This window comes from Solirubrobacter soli DSM 22325 (genome assembly GCF_000423665.1).
Classification (GTDB): domain Bacteria; phylum Actinomycetota; class Thermoleophilia; order Solirubrobacterales; family Solirubrobacteraceae; genus Solirubrobacter; species Solirubrobacter soli.
The window spans coordinates 1-19543 of the sequence record NZ_KE384072.1; the positions used below are offsets into that span (position 1 = coordinate 1).

Genomic DNA, 19543 nt, shown 5'->3' on the forward strand with positions numbered 1-19543 from the left:
TTCGGCCTCGACCACGCCCCCGGCGGCCTCGTCCTCGCCCAGGACCTCGTCAACACGTCGCTGATCGACCCGGCGATGGGCGTGCCCGACCTCCTCGCGACGGTCGAAGAGGCGCAGCGGTGGCTGGACGCCGCGCTGGCGGCGTGGGCGCGCGCGGCGCCCTGCGGCGCGGCGGCGCCCGGCGGCGCAGCGGCGCCCGGCGGCGCAGCGGCGCCCGGCGGCGCGGCGGCGCCCGGCGGCGCGGCGGCGCCCGGCGGCGCGGCGGCGCCCGGCGGCGCGGCGGCGCCCGGCGGCGCAGCGGCGCCCGGCGGCGCAGCGGCGCGCGGCGACGCGGCGACGCCCCGCGGCCCGCGCGCGGCGCCCGCCGGCGGGGCGGCGCCCGTCGTCACGCTCGCCGCGGCCGACCTCCCCCGCCTTCGGGCACTCCGCGAGGCCGTGCGCGCGGTCCTCCTCGGCGGCGACGCGGCCGAGGTTCCCTCGCAGATCGTCGAGCTCGAGCTCCGTGACGGCGTGGTCACCTACCGGGCGACCGGGGCCGGGTGGCGGGCGGTGGCGGCGCTCGTGCACGTCGAGCTCCTCCTCGCGCAGCACACGGGTGTGCTGGAGCGGTTCCGCAGCTGCGCGAACCCGGCGTGCGGCGCGGCGTTCTACGACCGCACGCGCAACGGGAGCCGCGTGTGGCACGACGCGAAGACGTGCGGCAACGTCATGAACCTGCGGGCGTCACGAGCGCGCCGCGCCCGTGGCTGACTACTGACCACTTTGCGTGGTTGCAGCGGAGGCGGGCATCGCGTCGCGTTGCTCACATGGAGGGATGTTCCGCGTCCTCTGCGCCATCGCCGTACTGGCCGTGGCGTTCGTCGCGGCGCCGGCGGCGGCCGCGGCGCCCGCGGACGACGCGGCGTCGATCGTCAGCGCGTTCGCCGCGCTGCCGCAGGGCGATGGCGGGAACGTGGTCGATCCGCTGCTCAAGGGCAACGCATACCCGTACTCGCAGGCGATGCTGGGCGAGGCGGCGCTGAGGACGTGGCGGCGGGATGGCGACCCGGCCGCGCTGGCGTTCGGCGAGCGGATGCTGCGCTGGGTGAGCGAGCACCCGTCGGGGCCGAAGCCGTCGTTCTTCGCGCTCGGTGCGACCGCCCGCGCCTTCGAGCTGCTGCCCACGAGGTCGCCGGTCCGCGACGCGGTCGCGCGCTGGCTGATCGCCTTTCCCGTTCCCACCCAGGAACTCGTCGACTACCACAGCAACAAGGACCTCGTGCTCGCTGAGGCGCTTACGACACTGTGCCGGCTCGCGTTGCGGCCGGATACGGCCGCTGTGTGCGCGACCGCGGCCCACCTGCTGGACGTCCATCTGACAGCGCGAGCCGCCGGCTACAGCGTGGGCCCTTCGGGCCGGCGGATGACGATCCTCGTCGACCCGCCGTACGCTCCGCCCGCCTACCAGCATCTGGTGCTCGGCTATCTCGCCCACATCGTCCAGAACGCGCCGCGGCACGACCGGGCGATCGAGCGTCAGCTCATCGCGGCGGCGCGCGGCTCGGTGGCGATCGTCGCGCCCGACGGGGACGCGGCCTATTGGGGCCGCTCGCAGGAGCAGTCGTGGGCGGTCGTGCTCGGCGCCTACGGACTGCGTGTCGCCGCGAGCCTGGACCGCGATCGCGCCGAAGCCGCGCAGTTCCGGAGCGTGGCGGACGCGATGGTCGGACGCTTCGACCGCGTCCACCGCGGCGGGCCGTACGGCGTCTGGATCGTCCCGGCGCTTCGCGAGGACCCTGCGTCGCGGCCGCCGGCGCTCGACGACTACGCGAACCTCGCCACCTACGCCGGGCTGACCGCGGTCGCCCTGACCTGGCTCGACCTGGCGCCGGTTGGTCGGGCGAACGGGCGCGGGCGACCGGTGGCGGCGGTGTTCGACGTCGGCGAGGACGCGTTCGCGACGGTGCGCCGCGGCGACGTCTGGTTCGCCGTACGCGAGCACTGGGCACGCGCGCACGACGGCGACCTCCGCTCGGACTTCGGCCTCCTGGCGGCGGAGCGGCGGGGCGCGGACGGCTGGCGAGCGCTCGTCGCCGTCCGACCGCTGACGGCGAGCGGCATGGACAGCGGCGGCCCGGTGCTGCGCACGCGGTCCGGGCAGGTCGGCTATCCCGATGGCACGGCACTGCGGGTGGACCGGCATCGGGCGGTCATCGTCACGGGCGGCTGGCGTGACGCGGGCGGTCGCCTTCTTCGCCGGGGAACGTTCCGCTTCAGCGCCGTCCCCGGCGGCGTGCGGCTCAGCTTCCCGGTGCGGGGCGGCGATCGGATCGAGTACTCCGTCTTCGGCGGCGCGCTCAGCGGCACCGCGGACGGCGTGAGGAGCGAGCGCGCGCGGACGACGGTGTCGCCGGGTGCCGTCACCATCGCGACCGCGGCCGGCTACGCCTCCGGCGACACCTCGAAGCTGACGCGCGGAACGCTCTCCGTGACCGCGCCGCGAACGGGGCGGCTCACCATCACGGTGCGGTAGTCACCCCGTGGCCGGACGCAAGCTCACGCAGGAGGAAGCGCTGGATCTTGCCGGTGGCGGTGAGCGGCCAGTCGGTGACGAACTCGATGTGGCGCGGGACCTTGAAGTCGGCCAACCGGCCCTTGCAGAACGCCGTGACCCCGTCGCGGTCGAGGTCGGCGCCGCGGCGCAGCTCGACGAACGCGAAGCCGACCTCGCCGAGCCTGGGATCCGGCACGCCGACGACGTAGGCCTGCTTGATCGCCGGGTGCTCGCTCAGCGCGCGCTCGATCTCCGCCGGGTAGGCGTTGGAGCCGCCGACGATGAACATGTCGGACTTGCGGCCGGTGATGGCGAGGTAGCCGTGCTCGTCGAAGTCGCCGAGGTCGCCGGTGTGGAACCAGCCGTCGGCGTCGATCACCGCGGCGGTCGCCTCGGGGTTCTCGTAGTAGCCCTGCATGACAAGGTGCCCGCGCACGCACACCTCGCCCTCCTCCCCCGCGCCGAGCTCGTCACCCGTCGCGGTGTCGACGACCTTGAGCTCGAAGTCGCTCACCGGGAAGCCGCGGCCTGAGGTGATGACCTCGGGTGGATCGTCGAGCTTCGGGATCGTGGTGATCGAGGTCGTCTCGGTCATGCCATAGACCGGGAGGATGCCCTTCATCCCGAGGCGGTCGACGATCGCCTGGATGACCTCCGGCGGGTTGTTGGCCCCGCCGATCCAGCCGGTCTTGAGCGAACTGACATCGGCGGTGTCGATCGCGTCGTGGTTCAGGAGGTCGATGAAGTGGGTCGGGATGCCGCTGAGCACCGTCACGCGCTCGCGCTCGATCAGGCGGAACGCCTCGGCGACGTCCCAGCGCTCCATCAGGATCATCGCGCCGCCGGTGATCAGTGGCGGCAGCACCCCGGTGCAGGCGCCGGCGATGTGGAAGAACGGCATGTGGTTCATCACCCGCGACGACGCGTCGATGTCCATCGCCTCGGAGATCGAGCACTCGTTGCGGAGCACGCGGCTGGAGTGCACGGCGCCCTTCGGGTAGCCCGTGGTGCCGCTCGTGTAGACGATGAAGCTCGGGTCGTCGTAGGCGATCGCGTCGACGTCGATCTCGGTCTCCGTCGCGTCGAGGAACGCGTCCCACTCGGGCGTGCCGATCACGACCACGTCGCGCAGCTCCGGCAGGTCCTCCTCACGCAATCGCTCGAGCATGGCGAGATAGTCGATCCCGACGAACTCCCCGACCATCACGAGCAGCTTCGCGTCGGACTGCCTGAGGATGTAGGCGACCTCCTCGGTCTTGTAGCGGGTGTTGACCGCGACGACGACCGCGCCGATCGAGTTCGCCGCCAGCCAGAGCAGGATCCACTCGATGTGGTTGGGGACCCAGACCGCGACGTGGTCGCCGCGCCCGACGCCCGCGGCGCGTAGCGCGCACGCCACCCGGGTCACCTCACGCTGGGTCTCCGCCCAGGACAACCGGCGGTCGCCGAACACGAGCGCGTCGCGATCCGGATGCGCGTCCGCCGTCAGCGCCAACTGCTGCGCCAGGGTGATCGGCCGCCACGGGTAGCGGTCGCCGGCCTCTCCTCGCACGATCATCGCGTCAGTACCCCTTGCCCGAGACCCACCCGCCGTCGACGCACAGCACCTGCCCGGAAACGTACTCCGCGCCCGGGCCGCAGAGGAACACCGCCGCGCCGTGCAGGTCCGACGTCTGTCCCCAGCGCCCCAGCGGCACGTTGTCGCGGATCAGCGCCGCGAACGTCTCGTCCTCGAAGTAGGTCGCGGTCAGCGAGGTCTCGATGACGCCCGGGCCGATCGCGTTGACGCAGATCCCCTTCTCTCCCAGCTCGAACGCCATCGCTTTGGTCATACCAATCACACCCGCCTTGGTGGTGCTGTAGGCGATTCGGTTCTTGAGCCCGAGGACGCCCGCGATCGACGCGATGTTGACCACCCGCCCGCCGGGCGCCATCCGCCTGATCACCGCCTGCGAGCAGATGAACGCGCCGGTGAGGTTGACGTCGAGCGTCCGCCGCCACTCCGCGAGGCCGTGGTCGAGGAACGCCGCCTGGTGGCGGATGCCGGCGTTGTTGACGAGGAAGTCGAGTTGCCCGAACTCGTCGTGGATCGACGCCACCGCCTCCTCGACGGCGTCGGCGTCGGTGATGTCGACCCCGAACCCGGGTCCGCCGAGCTCGTCCGCCGCGCGCTCGGCGCCCTCGGCGTCGACGTCCAGCACCGCGACCCGCGCGCCCTCGTCCACGAACGCGCCCGCGAGCGAGCGCCCGATGCCACCCGCCGCCCCGGTGATGATCCCCGCCCGCCCTTCAAGCTGTCGGCTCATCGGGCGACCTCCTTCCGCCGCGCGGCCTCGACGACGTAGTCATCGAGGTTCGCCGCGCGGGTCATGTGCCAGTAGTCGACGACGCGGAACGGCGTCGTCACGACGACGCGCCCGCGCGAGTTGCGGTAGTACGTCTCCATCGCCGGGTGCGTCCACACCATCCGCTCGTGCGCGGCGTCGACGCGCTCGTTGTAGGCGTCGTAGACATCCTGGCGAACCTCGATCGCGCCTGCGCGGGCCGCCAGCATCCGCTCGAGCAGGTCGAGGATGTAGTGCAGCTGCGCTTCCGCGCTGCCGATCAGCGACCCGCCGTGCCCCGCCTGCGTATTCGGCCCGTAGACCATCAGCAGGTTCGGGAACCCCGGCACGGTCGTGCCCAGGTAGGCGCGCGCGTCCTCGTCGTCCCACACGTCGTGCAGCGCGATGCCACCCCGCCCGCGGATGTCCATCGGCGCCAGGAAGCGCACGACGTCGAAGCCGGTTGCGCACACGAGCACGTCGAGCTCGACGCCATCGACGGCATGCGTGGTCACCGACGTGATCGGGTCGGTGATCAGCGTCACGTCGTCACGCCGCAGGGCCGCGTACCACCCGTTGTCGAGCAGGATCCGCTTGCCGAACGGCGGGTAGTGCGGCAGCACCTTCGCCATCAGGTCCGGCCGGTCGCCGAGCTGCGACTCGATGTAGCGCGTGAAGAACTCCCGGTGCCCGTCGTTGACCCGGTTGACCGAGCGCTCGGGATGCTCCCACGCCGGGTCCTTCTGCAGCGCCGGGTGGACCTTGTCGTTGAAGGTCCAGCCCGAGCGCAGTCGATACCAGCGGCGGTACAGGTCGACGTTGCGCATCAACCAGCGCTCGCCCTCGGGAACGGTCTCGTGGAACTGGTCGAATGGCGCCGCCCACTGCGGCGAGCGCTGGAAGACGGTGACGTGCGCCGCCTCCTCGCAGACCGCGGGCACCAACTGCATCGCCGACGCGCCGTTGCCGATCACCCCCACCCGCTTGCCCGCGAGTGAGAGGTCGTCGGGCCAGCGCGCGGTGTGGACCACGTCGCCCGCGAAGGCGCGCAGATCGAGCGCGGGCCACTTCGGCTTGTTGAAGCCGCCCACCGCGGTGATGACGACGTTCGCGCGCTCCTCCCCGGCGGAGGTGGTCAGCACCCACTCCTGCGCGTCCTCGTCGTAGTCCGCCCGGGTCACCTCCGTGTCGAAGCGGATCCGCTCGCGCACCCCGAACTGGTCCGCGAGGTCCTCGAGGTACTGGTGCAGCTCGTCGCGCAGCGCGAAGTACATCGTCCAATCACGCGGAGCGAACGAGAACGAGTACAGCGCGCTCGGCGTGTCGACGCCGGCGCCCGGGTAGTCGTTCTCGAGCCAGGTGCCGCCGACGGTCGGGTTGCGCTCGATGACGGCGTGCGGGATGCCGGCCTCGGCGAGCTTGATCGACGCGGCGATGCCCGAGACGCCCGCGCCCACGATGATCGCCCGGAAGCCTTCAGGCACCCGCTCCGGTGCGCGCGGCGGAGCGCCCAGCCCGAGCTCGTCGGCGATCATCGGCCCGTACTCGGGCGGGACCTCCTCACCCATCGCGACGCTGAGCATCCGCACCAGCTCCGGGTGCGACGGGCGCGGGAGGCGCGGCTCGCCGGCGCCGATCGCCACTTCCGCCGCCGCCCGGATCTCGGCCTGGATCGCCGGCGGCAGCCCGCCGTCGTGGTTGTCGTCGAGCCCCTTCTGGCGCGCCGGGGCGTACGGCGGGTGCAGCCACTTCTCGTCGCCCGTGTACATGACGAGCGTCGGGATCAGCGCGGGGATGTTCGCCTCGTCGAAGGCGCTCATCGCCGCAGTCCGTCCAGGATCATCTCGGCGTAGAGCTCCCCCACCTCGCGCTCGCCGCCGCGCGTGGGGTCGAACCAGTGGTACGTCCACATGGTCATGCCGACGATGCCGAACGCGACGACCTTCGGATCGCCGCGGTCGGCCAGCACGCCCTCGGCGATGCCGCGCTGGACGACCTCGATCACGTAGCCCTCGAACTCGTGCCGCTTGCGCAGCACCGCCGCGTAGCGCTCGCCCTCCAACTGGCGGCGCTCCTGGTAGAAGATCTCGATGTCGTTGCGCCAGCGGGCGGCGCCGACGACGAGGATGTCGCGCACGAGCCGGCGAACCAGCTCGTCGGCGGGCACGTCCGGCTCGGCCAGCAGCTCGCGCATGCGCTCGAGGTGGTAGTCGATGAAGCGGTCGTGGATCTCGTGCAGCAGCGCCTGCTTGGACGCGAAGTGGTGGTAGAAGCCACCCTTGGTCACCTGCGCGCGATCGACGATCGACTGGACGGACGTGGCATCGAACCCCGCCGTGCCGAACAGCTCGGTCGCCGCGTCGAGCAGGGCCTGCCGGGTGGCCTCCGGGTCGCGCGTCCTGCGTCGGGGCTCCGCCTTCGTCACTTCGCCCGCTGGGCCCGCGCCCGCTCGGTCGCCTCGACGTCGATCGTCAGGCCCTCCGGGTCGTGCTCGGGGTCGCCGACGATCACGACGCCATAGTCGCGCAAGGCGCCCTCGATCGTCACGTAGCCATCGCGCACGTCGATCTTGACGCGCTCCGGCTCGCGTTCGAGCGGGTCGCCCCACCCGCCGCCGCCGTTGGTCAGGTAGCGGAAGATCGTGTTCGGCCGGGTGTCCCACATCGGCACGCGGGCGAAGTAGAAGTACTCGCCGTCCGGGTCGGGCAGCTTCGTCTCCGGGTCCAGCGTTCCGGCGACCGGCGTGATGCCGTCGGGGGAGTCCTTGCCGGTGAGCGGGAGCTCGTGCCGCTGCGAGACGTCGAACGCCTCCGGCTCGATCACCCACGTCCCGCCCGTCGGCCCGTACTCGCCGCCGTTGACGCCTGTGCCGCTCGGCTTCTTCAGATGCAATGGCATCGAGAAGTGGTGCGACTCGCGCAGGAACATCGTGTCCTTCAGCACCGCCGCGCCGCCGCGGTTGTAGCCCGCGCCGCTCGTGTCCGGCGCGTACTCCTTTCGCAGCACGACCGCCGGCATGTCGGCCTCGATCGCCTCGGTCGCCGGGTCGAGGTTGTTGGCCAGGTAGAAGACCTGGTAGCTGTCGGCGTCGCCCTCGCGGGTCGCGCCCCACGGGCCGTGCTCGCCGCCGACCTGTGCGACGGACAGCCACGGCGTCCCGTCGTCGAGCGCGCCGTGGGCGTTGTGGATGCTCAGGGAGCCGAAGTCGCCGCCGACCGCGCGCTCGCCCATCGGCTTGTCGAGCGCGCGCAGGATCGCGTTCAGCAGCGTCTGCGAGCTCTCCCAGTAGAGGAAGATCGGGCCGTCCGGCGGGTAGGCGTTGGCGACGCTGGCCTCCGGCAGCACGATGTCGATGTCACGGTACGCCGCGCTGGTGAACGGCGAGCGCGGGTCGAACAGCATCTTGAACGCGACGCCGACCGCGGTCTTGGTGTCCAGCCAGCCGGCGTTGATCGTCGTCGGGGCCTGGCGCGAGGAGCCGGAGAGGTCTACCTCCACGCGGTGCCCGCGCTTGGTGATCTTGACCTTGATCGTATAGCCGCCCTCGGAGTCGTCGATGCCATCGGCGTCGAACATGTCCTCGGCCTCGTAGACCCCGTCCGGCAGCAGCTCGGTGATCGCCTCGCGCATCGTCTCGGCGGACACGTCGCACGCGTAGCGCATGCTGCCGTGCACGGCGTCGAGGCCGTAGCGGTCGATGGTCTCGGACAGCTGGCGCTCACCGAAGCGCAGGTTCTCGCAGATCGTCTTGATGTCAGGCAGCAGCAGGCCGCCGAAGCGGGCGTTGTCGAAGATCAGCGACCACGCGGACTTGACGGGCTTGTCGCGGCTGTAGAGCAGCTGCGGCGCGATCACCAGGCCGTTCTCGAAGACGTCCTTCTTGGTGCCGGCGAAGCCGCCGGGGACGACGCCGCCCATGTCGAGCATGTGCGCCTGGAGGTTGACGAAGCTGACGATCGTCCCGTCCTGGAACACCGGCCGGATGAAGCACACGTCGTTGACGTGGGTACCGATCCGGTACGGGTCGTTGACCATCAGGATGTCGCCCTCGTGCAGGTTCTCCGGGCCGTACTCGACCACGGCGGAGCGCACCGCGTCGGTCATCGTGCCGATGAACAGGACGAGCGAGTTCGACAACGCCGGCATCGAGTACTCGTGCTCGGGCGGGCCGGAGATCGTCGCGGCGAAGTCGTACCAGTCGCGCAGGATCACGCTGAACGCGTTGTTCAGCAGGCCCGTGCACATGTGCTGGACGATGTAGCGGTAGCGGCTGCCGAGCACGGAGGCCGTGAAGCGCTCGCACTGGTAGCGCTCCTCGAACTCGGCGTCGCTCAGCTCGCGGATCAGCTTGTTCGGCTGCTCGTACAGGAGCTCGGTGGCCGTCATGAGTTCCTCTCGATCACGATCTCGCCGTAGCGGCCGACGGTAGCGCGCTGGCCCGGGCAGACCTGGGTGGTGGAGAGCTCCTCGCGGATGATCGCCGGGCCCTCGATGACATCGCCGGACTGGAGCTTGGCGCGGTCGTACTCGCGCGCCGTCACCTCCTCGCCGTAGATGTACTTCAGGGTGATCTCGCGGCCGGCGTCGGGCGCGCCGCCGTTGCGGCGGTCGATCGGCGGGTAGGCGACCTTGTCGATCGGCACCTTGGCCTGCACGCGGTAGGTCACGCCCTGGACGGGCAGCGCGTCGAACCGGTTGCCCGTGCGCTGCTGGTAGGCGACGTGGAAGCTCTCGATCATCGTCTCGATCGCGTCGGCGTCGATGCGACCGCCGGGCACGTCGATGAACGGCGTCTCCCAGGTCTGGCCGACCAGGCGGGCATCCATCGAGCGCTCGAACTCGACGCCCTGCACGCCGTCGCCGAGCTCATCGCGCAGCCCCTCCTCCATCTGGGTGAAGAGGTCGTCGACGGCTTGCGCCGTGTCGTCGCTCAGCACCTGGTACGAGCTGCGGCTGTCGGCGTAGACGAGATCGCTCGAGAGCAGGCCGAGCGCCGAGAACAGGCCCGGGTGCGGCGGGACGATGACGCTCCGCACGCGGGTCTCGTCCAGCAGCGCGGGCAGCATCATCGGGCCGGCCGCGCCGAAGGCGAGCAGGCTGTAGTCGCGCGGGTCGACGCCGTGGCCGATCGAGATGTCGACGATGCCCTCGGCGATGTTGTTCAGGCCCATCCGGTAGGCGTAGGCGACGCGCTCGCCGAGGTCGAGGCTCGAGTCGAGCGTCTCGAACGCCTCGCGGGCGAGGTCCTTGTCGAGGGTCAGGCTTCCTCCCGCGAAGCGGCCGGGGTCGAGGATTCCGATGAGCAGGAAGGCGTCTGACATCGTCGGCTCCGTGCCGCCTTTGCCGTACGCGGCCGGGCCGGGGTCGGCCCCTGCGCTGCCGGGGCCGACCTGGATCTCGCCCGCCCGATTGATCGAGACGATCGAGCCGCCGCCGGCGCCCAGGGAGGAGATCTCGGTGGAGAGCGCGTTCACGACGAGGTCGTGCTCGAGCTCGAACGTCGTGTTCACGGTCGGCTGGCCGTCGGTGACGATGCTGATGTCACAGCTCGTGCCCCCGACGTCGGCGCAGAGCAGGTTCGGTTGCTGGATCCGCTCCCCGAAGTGGGCCGCGGAGACCGTTCCCGCCGCGGGGCCGGAGAAGACGACGCGGAACGGCGCCGCCATCGCGTGGTCGCGGGCGACGAGCTGCGCCGCGCAGTCGGCGAAGTTCAGCTGGCCGGGGAAGCCGAGGTCGGTCAGGCCGGCGGCGAGCCGGTCCGAGTACTTCGTGTAGATCAGCTTCATGAACACGTCGACGACGGTCGTCGACGCGCGCGGATACTCCTTCGCGAGTGGTGACACCTCGGCGCTGATGGAGACCGCCACGTCCTCGCCCAGCACCTCGTGGGTGAGCTGGCGCAGCCGCTCCTCGTGCTGCGCGTTGACGTAGGCGTTGATCAGGCAGATCGCGACGCCCTCCACGTTGCAGCGTTTGAGGACGGTCAGCTGCTCGCGGGCGTGGGCTTCGTCGAGCTCGATCAGCGTGTCGCCGGTCGCCAGCAGGCGCTCCTTGACGCCCCGCCGGAGGTAGCGCGGGACGAGCGGACGAGCCGCGTCCCCGAACGAGCGCCGCCACCCGGGGTCGGTCAACGCCTCCAGCGGCCGCCACGTGCGGCCCACGTCGAGGATGTCGCGATGACCCTCGGTGGTCAGAAAAGCGATCTTCGGAAGCTTGCGCGTGATGATCGCGTTCAGCCCCACCGTGCTGGCGTGGTTGAACACGGTCGCGTCCTGCACGCCCACTCGCTCCGCGCCGGTGAGCACCGACCGCTCGGTCTCGGTCCGCAGCGTCGGGACCTTGGTGGTGATGATCCGCCCGTCGCGGACCGCGACCACGTCCGTGAACGTGCCGCCGACGTCGACGCCCAGCATCAGACGGCGTCGATCAGCAGCTGGATCCCGCCGAGCAGCGGGCCGGGCTCACGCTTGACCGAGCACAGGCAACGCTGGCACTTGGTCACGTTCCACCAACCCCCTTCGGAGAGCACCGGATACGCCTGGAGCGCGGCCTCCCCGCACTCGGGGCACTCGCCCTCGACGTCCTCCCTGGGAACGTCCACGTGCTTTTCCGTCGGCCGCGGATACACCTGCATCAGCTCGCTCCTCCTTCATTCCGACCGGTCGGTATGTTCTAGCGCCGGGTCCCCGATCCGTCAAATCCCACGTGAGAGCGAGGCGAGGCCGCGACGTGTGTGGTGGGCGGGCGCGGCGCCGCGCGGGCGGCGCGGCGTGAGGCGGGCGGAGCGGGCGGCGCGGCGCGGGCGGCGCGGCGCGGGCGGCGCGGGCAGCGCGGCGTGAGGCGGCGCGGCGCGGGCGGCGCGGGCGACGCGGGCGACGCGGGCGGCGCGGCGCGGGCGACGCGGGCGGCGTGGCGCGGGCGGAGCGGCGCGGGCGGCACCCCGCGGCGCGGCGCGATCTCGGCCGGGGGTGGGTGACGAGAAGGTCCACATTGGACCCTCTCGTCACCCACCCCCAGCAATGCGCCAACTCGAACAGAACGAACGTGATCGATATGCCTTCACAGAGGCCACTACGAAGCACGATCAGCCAATAGCGCACCCAGGCGGCGCCGGCGAGCCGATCGCGCGCGACGCGGCGCGACGACGGCGGGCGTTCGCGAGCAGGGCCACCGCACGGGGGCGTCGCAGCGCGCGGCGCTGGGTGGCGCGGCGTGTGTGCGCGGCGGCGAGGCGCGGGGCGACAACGGCGGCTTGGGGGAGCGGCGCGGCCCGCAAGGCCGTCGCGGCGCGCGGCGGCGCGGCCGCAAGGCCCTCGCGGCGCGCGGCGACGGTGGCGCGGCGTGGTGCGCCGCGGCGAGGCGAGGCGCGCAGTGTGGTCCGCGGCGGCGAGGCGCGCGCCGGCGGGGCGCGCCGCGCGGCGTGGTGCGCCGCGGCGAGGCGAGGCGAGGCGCGCAGTGTGGTCCGCGGCGGCGAGGCGCGCGCCGGCGGGGCGTGGTGCGCGGCGTGGTGCGCCGCGGCGAGGCGAGGCGCGCGGTGTGGCGAGCGGCGGCGTGGCGCGCGCCGGCGGGGCGCGACGCGCGGCGTGGCGAGCGGCGGTGCGGCGCGCGGCTGCGAGGCGTGGTCCGCGGCTGCGGGGCGCGGGGCGCGGGGTGGCGTGCCGGCGGCCGCGTCGGCGCGGTCAGCCGTGGATCTTCAGGGAGCGGTGGCTCGCGGCGTACGGGACGCCGTCGGAGGTCAGTTTCGGGGCGATCACGGTGAGGCGGACGACTCGGGCGCGGGGGACGCGCGGGGAGTTCAGCCGCGTCAGGGCGGCGAGCTTGCGGTGCACGGACACGTGGCGGGCCTTGCAGGTGCGGCACTTGGCGATCCGCCAGCGCAGGGTCACGCGCTTGCCGATCAGGCCCGGCGAGGTGCGCAGGGCGACGCGCCAGAGGCCGTGCCAGCGCTTGACGGAGCGGGTGTCGACGAGGCTCGCGGACTTGCCGGCGACCACCCACGCCTGGCACGCGGAGCCGGCGACGAAGGTGGTCGTCGGGTCGGACTGGATGCAGACCTGGTAGCGGCCCGCGGGGAGCTTGGGGACGGTGACGGGCTTGGAGAGGTCGAGGCCGTAGGTGTTGACGACCGCGCCGGCGCGGTTGTAGACGACGAGGCGGGTGAGCGGGGCCGCCTCGTTCGCCCGCGACAGCGCGAGCACGCCGCTCGGCGCGACCTGCAGGCCGAGTCCGGGGTCGTACATCGTCACTGGGGCGGACGCGAGCGCTTCGGCGCTCCCGCCGGCGTTGCGGGCGACGACCACGCAGGTGATCGGGTGCCCGAGGTCGGCGGGCGCGGGCTTGTACGTGGCCGGGCCGGACTGCAGCAGCGCGCCGGTGTCGGCGGCGATGAAGTCGAACGACACCTGCGGACTGCCGGTCCAGGCGGGCGACTGGCACGTGAGGGGATCGCCGGGCGCGAGCGCCGCCCGCGTCGAGGCACGCGGGCCGATCGGCGGGTTGGGGTCACCGGCCAACCAGGAGGCGATCGCGGGGGCGGTGACGTCGATGTAGCCGGTGCGCTCGCCGGGGTCGCAGTCGGCCTCGTCGTCGTCGACGATGATCGACTCGACGCCGACCAGCTTGCCCCCGGCCACGAGCCCGCCACCGCTGTCGCCGAAACAGGTCGCGCCGGAGAGCGTCTGCCCGCACAGCATCGCCGGGACGCCGCTGACGCACCGGTAGGCGCGGACGAGGCCCTGGTCGAGCGAGTGCAGCCGGTCGTCGCGGGCGGTCTCGCTCGTCTGGCCCCAGCCGTACACCCGCCCCGGGCTCGCGGGAGCGGAAGCGAGCCCGATCGGGCGCACGGCGGCGCCGCTGACGTCGAACGGCGTCGCGACGGTCAGCACGGCGACGTCGTAGCCGCGCAGGGCGGGGTCGTAGCTGGGGTGCACGGAGATCGCGGACGCCCTGCGGGTCTGGATTCGCGACCAGTCGCCCCACAGGTGCCCGTCGACGATGCCCGCGACGACCGAGAGCGCTCCGGGCGGGCGCTGCTTGCCACGATCGAGAACGCAGTGCGCGGCGGTCAGGATGCGGTCGGCGGCGATGATCGTCCCGCTGCAGAGCGTCGCGCCCTCGCCGTTGACCGCGGACACGGACACCGACCACGGCGCCTCCTCGGGCGACGTGACAATGTTCCCGCCGACGATCTGCTTCGGCTTGCCCTGGGCGTGCGCCTGCGGCACCGCGCCGAGCAGCACGACGAGTCCAACCAGACACACCCATTGCTGAGCACTTCCCCACCTACGAAGCCCGCCCATCGGGACTACCGTAACCCGGCGCGGGGTGGCAGGTCAACATTCCGGGTACGCCCGAGGCCGTGAACGCGTTCACCGACCTCGTGCTCCGCCAGCTCGCGGCGGACCTCAAAACCGCCCCCGAGGCGCTCCGGCGGCGGTTTTCGGACGAGGGCCGCGCGGCACGCTGCCACACGATCGACGACCTGCGGGCGATGGCGAAACGAACCGTGCCCCAACCCGTGTTCGAGTACGTCGACGGCGCCGCTTGGGGTGAGGTCACGTACCGCCGCAATCGCACCGGTTTCGAGCGCTTCGAGCTGCAGCCGCGCATGCTCGTCGACGTCTCGGACATCGACATGGCCACGACGGCGCTCGGCCGCGAGATCGCGCTGCCGATCATCGGCGCGCCCACCGGGATGACCGGCCTCAATCACCACGACGGCGAAGGCGCGGTCGCGCGCGCCGCCCACGCCGCCGGGACGATCTACACGCAGTCGGCGCTCTCCTCGCTCTCGATCGAGGAGGTCAGCGCGGCGGCGCCCGGGCCGAAGTGGTTCCAGCTCTACGTGATGAGGGACCGCGGGATCGCCCGCGACCTGCTCGCGCGCGCCTCGGCCAACGGGTACGAGGCGCTCGTGCTGACCGTCGACGTCGCGGTCGCCGGCGTGCGTGAGCGCGACGTCCGCAACCGCTTCTCGGTGCCGCCGCGGCTGACCTTGAAAGCCGCGGCACAAGGCCTCACCCGCCCACGGTGGTCGGCCAACTTCATGGTCCGCCCACGGCTGACGACCGGCAGCGTCGGCTACGGCGGCGGCGCGGTCAGCCATGCGGCGTGGGTGAACAGCCAGTTCGACCCGACCGTGACCTGGGACGACCTCGCCACGTTCCGCGAGCACTGGGACGGCCCGTTGCTGCTCAAGGGCGTCATGCGCCCGGACGACGCCGTCAAGGCGGTCGAGCACGGCGTCGAGGGCATCATCGTCTCCAATCACGGCGGCCGGCAACTCGACCACGTCTCCTCGACGATCGAGGCGCTGCCGCCGATCGCGGACGCCGTCGCCGGCCGCGCCGAGCTCTACCTCGACAGCGGCATCCGCCGCGGCACGGACATCATCACCGCGCTGGCGCTGGGCGCGCGCGCAGTCCTGATCGGCCGGCCGCTCGTCTACGGCCTGGGCGCGGCGGGTGAGGCAGGCGCCCGGCGAGCGTTCGAGCTCCTGCGCGGCGAACTGGCCACGGCGCTCGCGCTCGCGGGCTACCCGCGGATCTCAGACCTCGGACCCGAGGCCGTCAAAGTCAGGTGAAGTCGCCGTCCTCGGGCTGCCAGTTGGGCACCCCGTCGGGGCGGTCCTCGTACTGTTGCTCCGCGAACTCCAGCGGAACCTGGGGTGAAGCGGCGTGGTGCGGGAAGGGCGGCGCGTCGTTGTGAGACGTGGCCGGCTGAGCTGATTCGGGAGTCATCACCCGACAAACCTTGAACGTCGCGGCGGCGGATCCGCGTTAACAACGGTGATGTCCCCCCGTGCGGGGGGTGCGACTCAGGAACCTCCAAGGGTCTTCGCAGGCCGCTCCAAGCGCCCGCGGCGAAGGTGGCGACATGACCAACGATCACCTTCGCCAGCGTCTTCCCAACCGGCGCTTCCGCCGGCTCTTCCCGGCCGCCGTGGCCGCGGTCACGATCGCCGCGAGCGCTCCGTTCGCCGCGTCCGCCCACGCCGACACCCACCCGCGCCCGAAGCCGAAGGCCGCCCACGTGGACTCGCCCGGCAAGATCCCGGCGACGCTGAAGGCGAGCACGATCCGCGGCGACGAGGTCGCGAGCGCGGGCGAGGTCTAGTCGCGGCGACGCGGACGCAGGGCGGGCGGCGCATCCGTGCGGCGGCGGGCACCGCGCGGGCGCTCGGGGGAGCGCCGGTAGCGGTCGAGCATGCGGCGCACCTCGTCCAGTTGCGGGGCGGGGCGCGAGGACTTGGGTTCAGGTGTCGGGTCGGGCACGGCGCGGGACTTACCCGGCGGCCCTGATTTTCACCGGGTTTCGTTTGTGAACTGACCACGGCATCCGGCAGACTGGCGGGAATGCGCCTGGATCACGGAGGTCTGCTGGTATCGGACGTCGAGCGCGCCGCCCGGTTCTATGTCGACGCGCTCGGCCTGGAGCGCATCCCGCGCCCACCGACGTTCGACACGCCGGGGGCGTGGCTGAACGTCGGCGAGCACCACCAGATCCACCTGATCGGCGAGACCGAGCCCGGCCGGGCGCTGCACATGAACCCGGGCCTCGACGGAGCCGAGATCGCGATCGGCTACGGCAACCACCTGGCGCTCGTGGTCGACGACCTGGACGCGGCCGTCGCGCGCGCCCGCGCAGCGGGCGTGGAGCCGGGCGGCGAGATCATCGCCCGCGGCGACGGCGTCCGCCGCACGTTCGTCACCGACCCGGACCGCAACATGATCGAGCTGATGGAGTTCGGCGTCCCCGTGACGGGCGAGGAGCCGCGGCTCACCGCCCCGCAGCGCTAGGTACCGCGTCCCCCGCCGGCGAGGTCCCCCGTGCGTAAGGGCGCCCGGCGAACATGTAGAGCAGACCCGAGCCGACGACGATCGCGCAGCCGATCACGACGATCCACTTGTCGGTCCACGCCACGTCGTCCCCGCCGCGCGGCCAGGCGAGGTTGAGCGCGCCGCCGACGCCGTAGACGAACGCCGCGATGTTCACCGGCCAGCCCCACCTGCCGAGCGTGAACTTGCCCTTCGGGACCCAGCCGCGCGAGCGGGCGATCAGCGCCGCCAGGACGACCAGCTGGAAGGCGATGTAGATGCCGGCGGCGGCGAACGAGATGACCTTCAGCAGCGCGCTGTCGGAGATGATCTCGGCGATCGCGACGATCGCGGCGGGCACGACGGCGGCGACGGTCAGCGCGACCGGCGGGACGTGGCGGGCGGGCGAGAACCGCGACAGCGCGTCGGATGCGAACACCATCTTGTCGCGGGCGTAGGAGTAGATCAGCCGCGAGGCCGCAGCCTGCAGGGAGAGCACGCAGGACACGAAGCTGATCAGGACGATCACCGTGATGATCTTCGAGCCGACGGTGCCGAAGACATCGGTCAACACCGCACCCACCGGGTCGGCCAGCTCGCCGCTGAGGATCGCGTTGAAGTCCGGCTGGGCGAGGATCAGCGCGCACGTGATGAGCAGGCTGGCGGCACCGCCGATGTAGATCGTGCGGCGCATCGCGACCGGGATCGTCTTGCCCGGGTCCGGGACCTCCTCGGCGACGTCGCCGCAGGCCTCGAAGCCATAGAACAGGTACAGGCCGAGCAGCGCGGCGGCGAGGAACGCGCCCAGGTAGCCGCCGTCGTCGCCCGTGCCGAGCCCGTCAAAGAGCACGCCGAAGTCGTGGTGGCGCTCGAAGAGCAGCAGCCAGAGGCCGACGAACAGCGCGCCGATCAGCTCGGCGACGAAGCCGGCCATCGCCACCCGCCCGAGCGTCCTCGTGCCGCTCAGGTTCACGAACAGCGCGATCAGCATCAGCGCGGCGGCGATGAGCACGGTCGTCGTCCGGCTCGGTGTGAAGTCGAACAGCGAGCCGATGAACGGCACCGCGCCGGTCGAGACGCTGGCGACGGTGGCGATCAATGCCCATCCGTAGATCCAGCCCGTGATCCACGCCCAGCGGCGGCCGATCAGCCGCCGCGCCCATGGATAGATGCCGCCCGCGACGGGGAACTGCGCGACGATCTCGGCGAACACGAGCGCGACCAGCAGCTGACCGAGCCCCGCGATCACGACGCTCCAGATCATCGGCGGCCCACCGGCTACGAACGCGAGCGCGAACGTCGAGTACACGCCGACCACCGGCGACAGGTACGTGAAGCCGAGGGCGAAGTTCTCCCACAGCCCCATCCGGCGCTCGAAATGACTCTCGTAACCGAGCTCCGCGAGTTGCGCGGCGTCGTCCGTCTGCACGCTGGTGGTCGTCATGTGCGGAACGCTACAACCCCCGTCGGACCCCGAATGGGACACCGATCAGGTGGGTAGTCCGCCTTCCTGTACATCGAACGGGAGGTTCGCAGTGCGGCGCTTCATGCTCATCGGTCTGATCGTCTCCACCGCGCTCGTCGCGGGACCCGTCACGGCCCGCGCGAGCGATGACTCGCTGCGCCAGGTCGTCAAGGACCAGGCGGCCCGGCAGATCAAGCAGGACAAGAAGTTCAGGGCGGCGGTCAAGAACATCAACAGCCGCGAGAAGGCCAAGAAGGCACGGACGGCCACGATCCGGCAGCAGAACTCGGTGGAGACGTTCCGCAAGGCCGTCCGCGCCGAGCAGGCCGACACCGATCAGGTCAAGGCCGGCCGCACCGAGTTGCTCGAGGGCCTGGCCATGTACAACCACGGCCTCGACAAGTTCCGGACCGCGTTGACTCAGGCCATCAAGACCAACGGCCGTGGCGGCGCCGCCTCGGCGCGGGCCGCGTTGAAGACGATCGACAAGGCGCTGGAGAAGGTCTCGAGCGCCGCGAAGAAGATCGGCGTCAGCTAGGGAGCCCGTCGGAGCATTCCGGTGCGCCCGCTGCGGCACATCCGCGGCGTCTCGCGCCACCCGCGCTGCTCACGGCCCAGAGGGCCGCATCGCGAGCGCGCTCGGGGTGGGCGGGCACGGCGTCACTGGCGGCTGCACCACACCGGTCGGACCGACCATGTCCGACGAACTCCTAACGAGCGTCGTGGAAGATCACGCCGAGCGCGGTCCGGCTCCCCGCCGTCACCGTGCTCACGCCGTGACGTAGGCCGACCTTGTAGTAGCCGCGCTTGCCGAGCTCCGGTCGCTCGCGGGTGGGGAAGATCACGAATGCGCCCTTGGGCGGGCGCAGCACGTGGGCGCGGCTCTGGGCGCGCGGGCGGTTCTCGAGCAGGACGAACTCGCCGCCCTCGTGCTCGTCGGTCAGCACGGTGAGGATCTGGAACGGGAAGTAGACGTCGCCGTAGAGGTCCTGGTGCAGCGCGTTCCAATCGCCCGCGCCGTAGCGCAGGATCAGCGGCGTCGGGCGTTCCTGGCCGGCCTCGCGGCAGCGCTCGATCAGCTCCGCGTGCCGCAGCGGGAACGTGTCGCCGCCGATCCGCTCCGCCCATGCGTTGGCGATCGGCGCCAGCCGCTCGTAGAACGCGACCCGCAGGCCGGCGATCGTCTCCGGGAGCGGGTGCGAGAAGTAGCGGTACCGGCCGTCGCCGAAGCGATGGCGGGCCATGTCGATCGTCGAGCGGAAGTGCCCGCCGTCGAACAGGCCGGCGAGCTCGGCGCTCTCGGCGTCGGTCAGCAGCGGGGCGGTCACGGCGAAGCCGCGCTCGTCGAGCTGCGAGGTCAGGTCATCCCAGTCAAGGGCCTCGACGCGTGCGTTCATACCCGTGC

General features: G+C 71.9%; 18 protein-coding genes. 7 read left to right on the top strand and 11 right to left on the bottom strand.

Annotation, left to right across the window (positions count from 1 at the left end):
- Window positions 1-750: CGNR zinc finger domain-containing protein (locus G569_RS64990; protein ID WP_053227662.1), on the top strand; the 750-nt coding region annotated here is incomplete at its 5' end.
- 64 nt (window positions 751-814) lie between these two features.
- A complete protein-coding gene (locus tag G569_RS0138805) occupies window positions 815-2512 on the top strand; it encodes a hypothetical protein (protein WP_028067392.1) in 1698 nt (565 codons plus the stop codon).
- Here the strand turns inward: G569_RS0138805 and G569_RS0138810 are convergent.
- Genes G569_RS0138810 through G569_RS55320 form a run of 7 tightly spaced genes read right to left on the bottom strand, consistent with a single transcriptional unit; the run spans window position 2499 to window position 11491 of the window.
- Window positions 2499-4091, bottom strand: a complete 1593-nt coding sequence (locus tag G569_RS0138810) for an AMP-binding protein (RefSeq protein ID WP_053227663.1) — start codon at window positions 4089-4091, stop codon at window positions 2499-2501. The two genes, G569_RS0138805 and G569_RS0138810, sit on opposite strands and share 14 nt — an antisense overlap.
- Window positions 4092-4095: 4 nt before the next feature.
- Window positions 4096-4839: an SDR family NAD(P)-dependent oxidoreductase gene (locus tag G569_RS0138815; protein WP_028067394.1), complete on the bottom strand. Its 744-nt coding sequence runs from the start codon at window positions 4837-4839 to the stop codon at window positions 4096-4098.
- On the bottom strand, window positions 4836-6677 hold the full coding sequence (locus tag G569_RS0138820; RefSeq protein WP_028067395.1) for a flavin-containing monooxygenase: 1842 nt from the start codon (window positions 6675-6677) through the stop codon (window positions 4836-4838). The genes G569_RS0138815 and G569_RS0138820 overlap by 4 nt, the downstream gene beginning before the upstream one ends.
- A complete protein-coding gene (locus G569_RS0138825; RefSeq protein ID WP_028067396.1) occupies window positions 6674-7282 on the bottom strand; it encodes a TetR/AcrR family transcriptional regulator in 609 nt (202 codons plus the stop codon). The genes G569_RS0138820 and G569_RS0138825 overlap by 4 nt, the downstream gene beginning before the upstream one ends.
- Window positions 7279-9243, bottom strand: a complete 1965-nt coding sequence (locus tag G569_RS0138830; protein ID WP_053227664.1) for a hydantoinase B/oxoprolinase family protein — start codon at window positions 9241-9243, stop codon at window positions 7279-7281. Before G569_RS0138830 ends, G569_RS0138825 begins: the two co-directional genes overlap by 4 nt.
- Window positions 9240-11270 (bottom strand): hydantoinase/oxoprolinase family protein, encoded by a 2031-nt coding sequence (locus G569_RS0138835; RefSeq protein WP_028067398.1) that lies wholly within the window; start codon window positions 11268-11270, stop codon window positions 9240-9242. The genes G569_RS0138830 and G569_RS0138835 overlap by 4 nt, the downstream gene beginning before the upstream one ends.
- Window positions 11270-11491, bottom strand: coding sequence for a hypothetical protein (locus G569_RS55320; protein WP_037502434.1), 222 nt, complete (start codon window positions 11489-11491; stop codon window positions 11270-11272). The genes G569_RS0138835 and G569_RS55320 overlap by 1 nt, the downstream gene beginning before the upstream one ends.
- 99 nt (window positions 11492-11590) lie before the next feature.
- On the opposite strand from G569_RS55320, the gene G569_RS0138850 reads away from it, so the two are divergent.
- Window positions 11591-11833: a hypothetical protein gene (locus G569_RS0138850; protein ID WP_157592611.1), complete on the top strand. Its 243-nt coding sequence runs from the start codon at window positions 11591-11593 to the stop codon at window positions 11831-11833.
- A gap of 703 nt (window positions 11834-12536) precedes the next feature.
- On the opposite strand, the gene G569_RS0138855 is transcribed toward G569_RS0138850, so the two are convergent.
- Window positions 12537-14117 (bottom strand): S1 family peptidase, encoded by a 1581-nt coding sequence (locus G569_RS0138855; protein ID WP_169542347.1) that lies wholly within the window; start codon window positions 14115-14117, stop codon window positions 12537-12539.
- A gap of 98 nt (window positions 14118-14215) precedes the next feature.
- On the opposite strand from G569_RS0138855, the gene G569_RS0138860 reads away from it, so the two are divergent.
- Window positions 14216-15439: an alpha-hydroxy acid oxidase gene (locus G569_RS0138860; RefSeq protein WP_053227665.1), complete on the top strand. Its 1224-nt coding sequence runs from the start codon at window positions 14216-14218 to the stop codon at window positions 15437-15439.
- Here G569_RS0138860 and G569_RS63390 read toward each other — a convergent pair.
- The gene (locus G569_RS63390; RefSeq protein WP_157592612.1) at window positions 15432-15596 is read right to left on the bottom strand and encodes a hypothetical protein; all 165 of its coding nucleotides are present in this window, start codon (window positions 15594-15596) and stop codon (window positions 15432-15434) included. The two genes, G569_RS0138860 and G569_RS63390, sit on opposite strands and share 8 nt — an antisense overlap.
- 136 nt (window positions 15597-15732) lie before the next feature.
- Between G569_RS63390 and G569_RS0138870 the strand changes: the two genes are divergently transcribed.
- Together G569_RS0138870 and G569_RS55325 are read left to right on the top strand one after the other, a co-directional pair.
- The gene (locus G569_RS0138870; protein ID WP_028067402.1) at window positions 15733-15972 is read left to right on the top strand and encodes a hypothetical protein; all 240 of its coding nucleotides are present in this window, start codon (window positions 15733-15735) and stop codon (window positions 15970-15972) included.
- Between the two features lie 239 nt (window positions 15973-16211).
- Window positions 16212-16655 (top strand): VOC family protein, encoded by a 444-nt coding sequence (locus G569_RS55325; RefSeq protein WP_053227666.1) that lies wholly within the window; start codon window positions 16212-16214, stop codon window positions 16653-16655.
- Here the strand turns inward: G569_RS55325 and G569_RS0138880 are convergent.
- On the bottom strand, window positions 16636-18117 hold the full coding sequence (locus tag G569_RS0138880) for an APC family permease (protein ID WP_028067403.1): 1482 nt from the start codon (window positions 18115-18117) through the stop codon (window positions 16636-16638). The two genes, G569_RS55325 and G569_RS0138880, sit on opposite strands and share 20 nt — an antisense overlap.
- Before the next feature lie 103 nt (window positions 18118-18220).
- Between G569_RS0138880 and G569_RS0138885 the strand changes: the two genes are divergently transcribed.
- Window positions 18221-18676, top strand: coding sequence for a hypothetical protein (locus G569_RS0138885; RefSeq protein WP_157592613.1), 456 nt, complete (start codon window positions 18221-18223; stop codon window positions 18674-18676).
- A 172-nt stretch (window positions 18677-18848) separates the two neighbouring features.
- On the opposite strand, the gene G569_RS0138890 is transcribed toward G569_RS0138885, so the two are convergent.
- Window positions 18849-19535, bottom strand: coding sequence for a 2OG-Fe(II) oxygenase (locus tag G569_RS0138890; RefSeq protein WP_028067405.1), 687 nt, complete (start codon window positions 19533-19535; stop codon window positions 18849-18851).
- Window positions 19536-19543 lie beyond the last annotated feature (8 nt).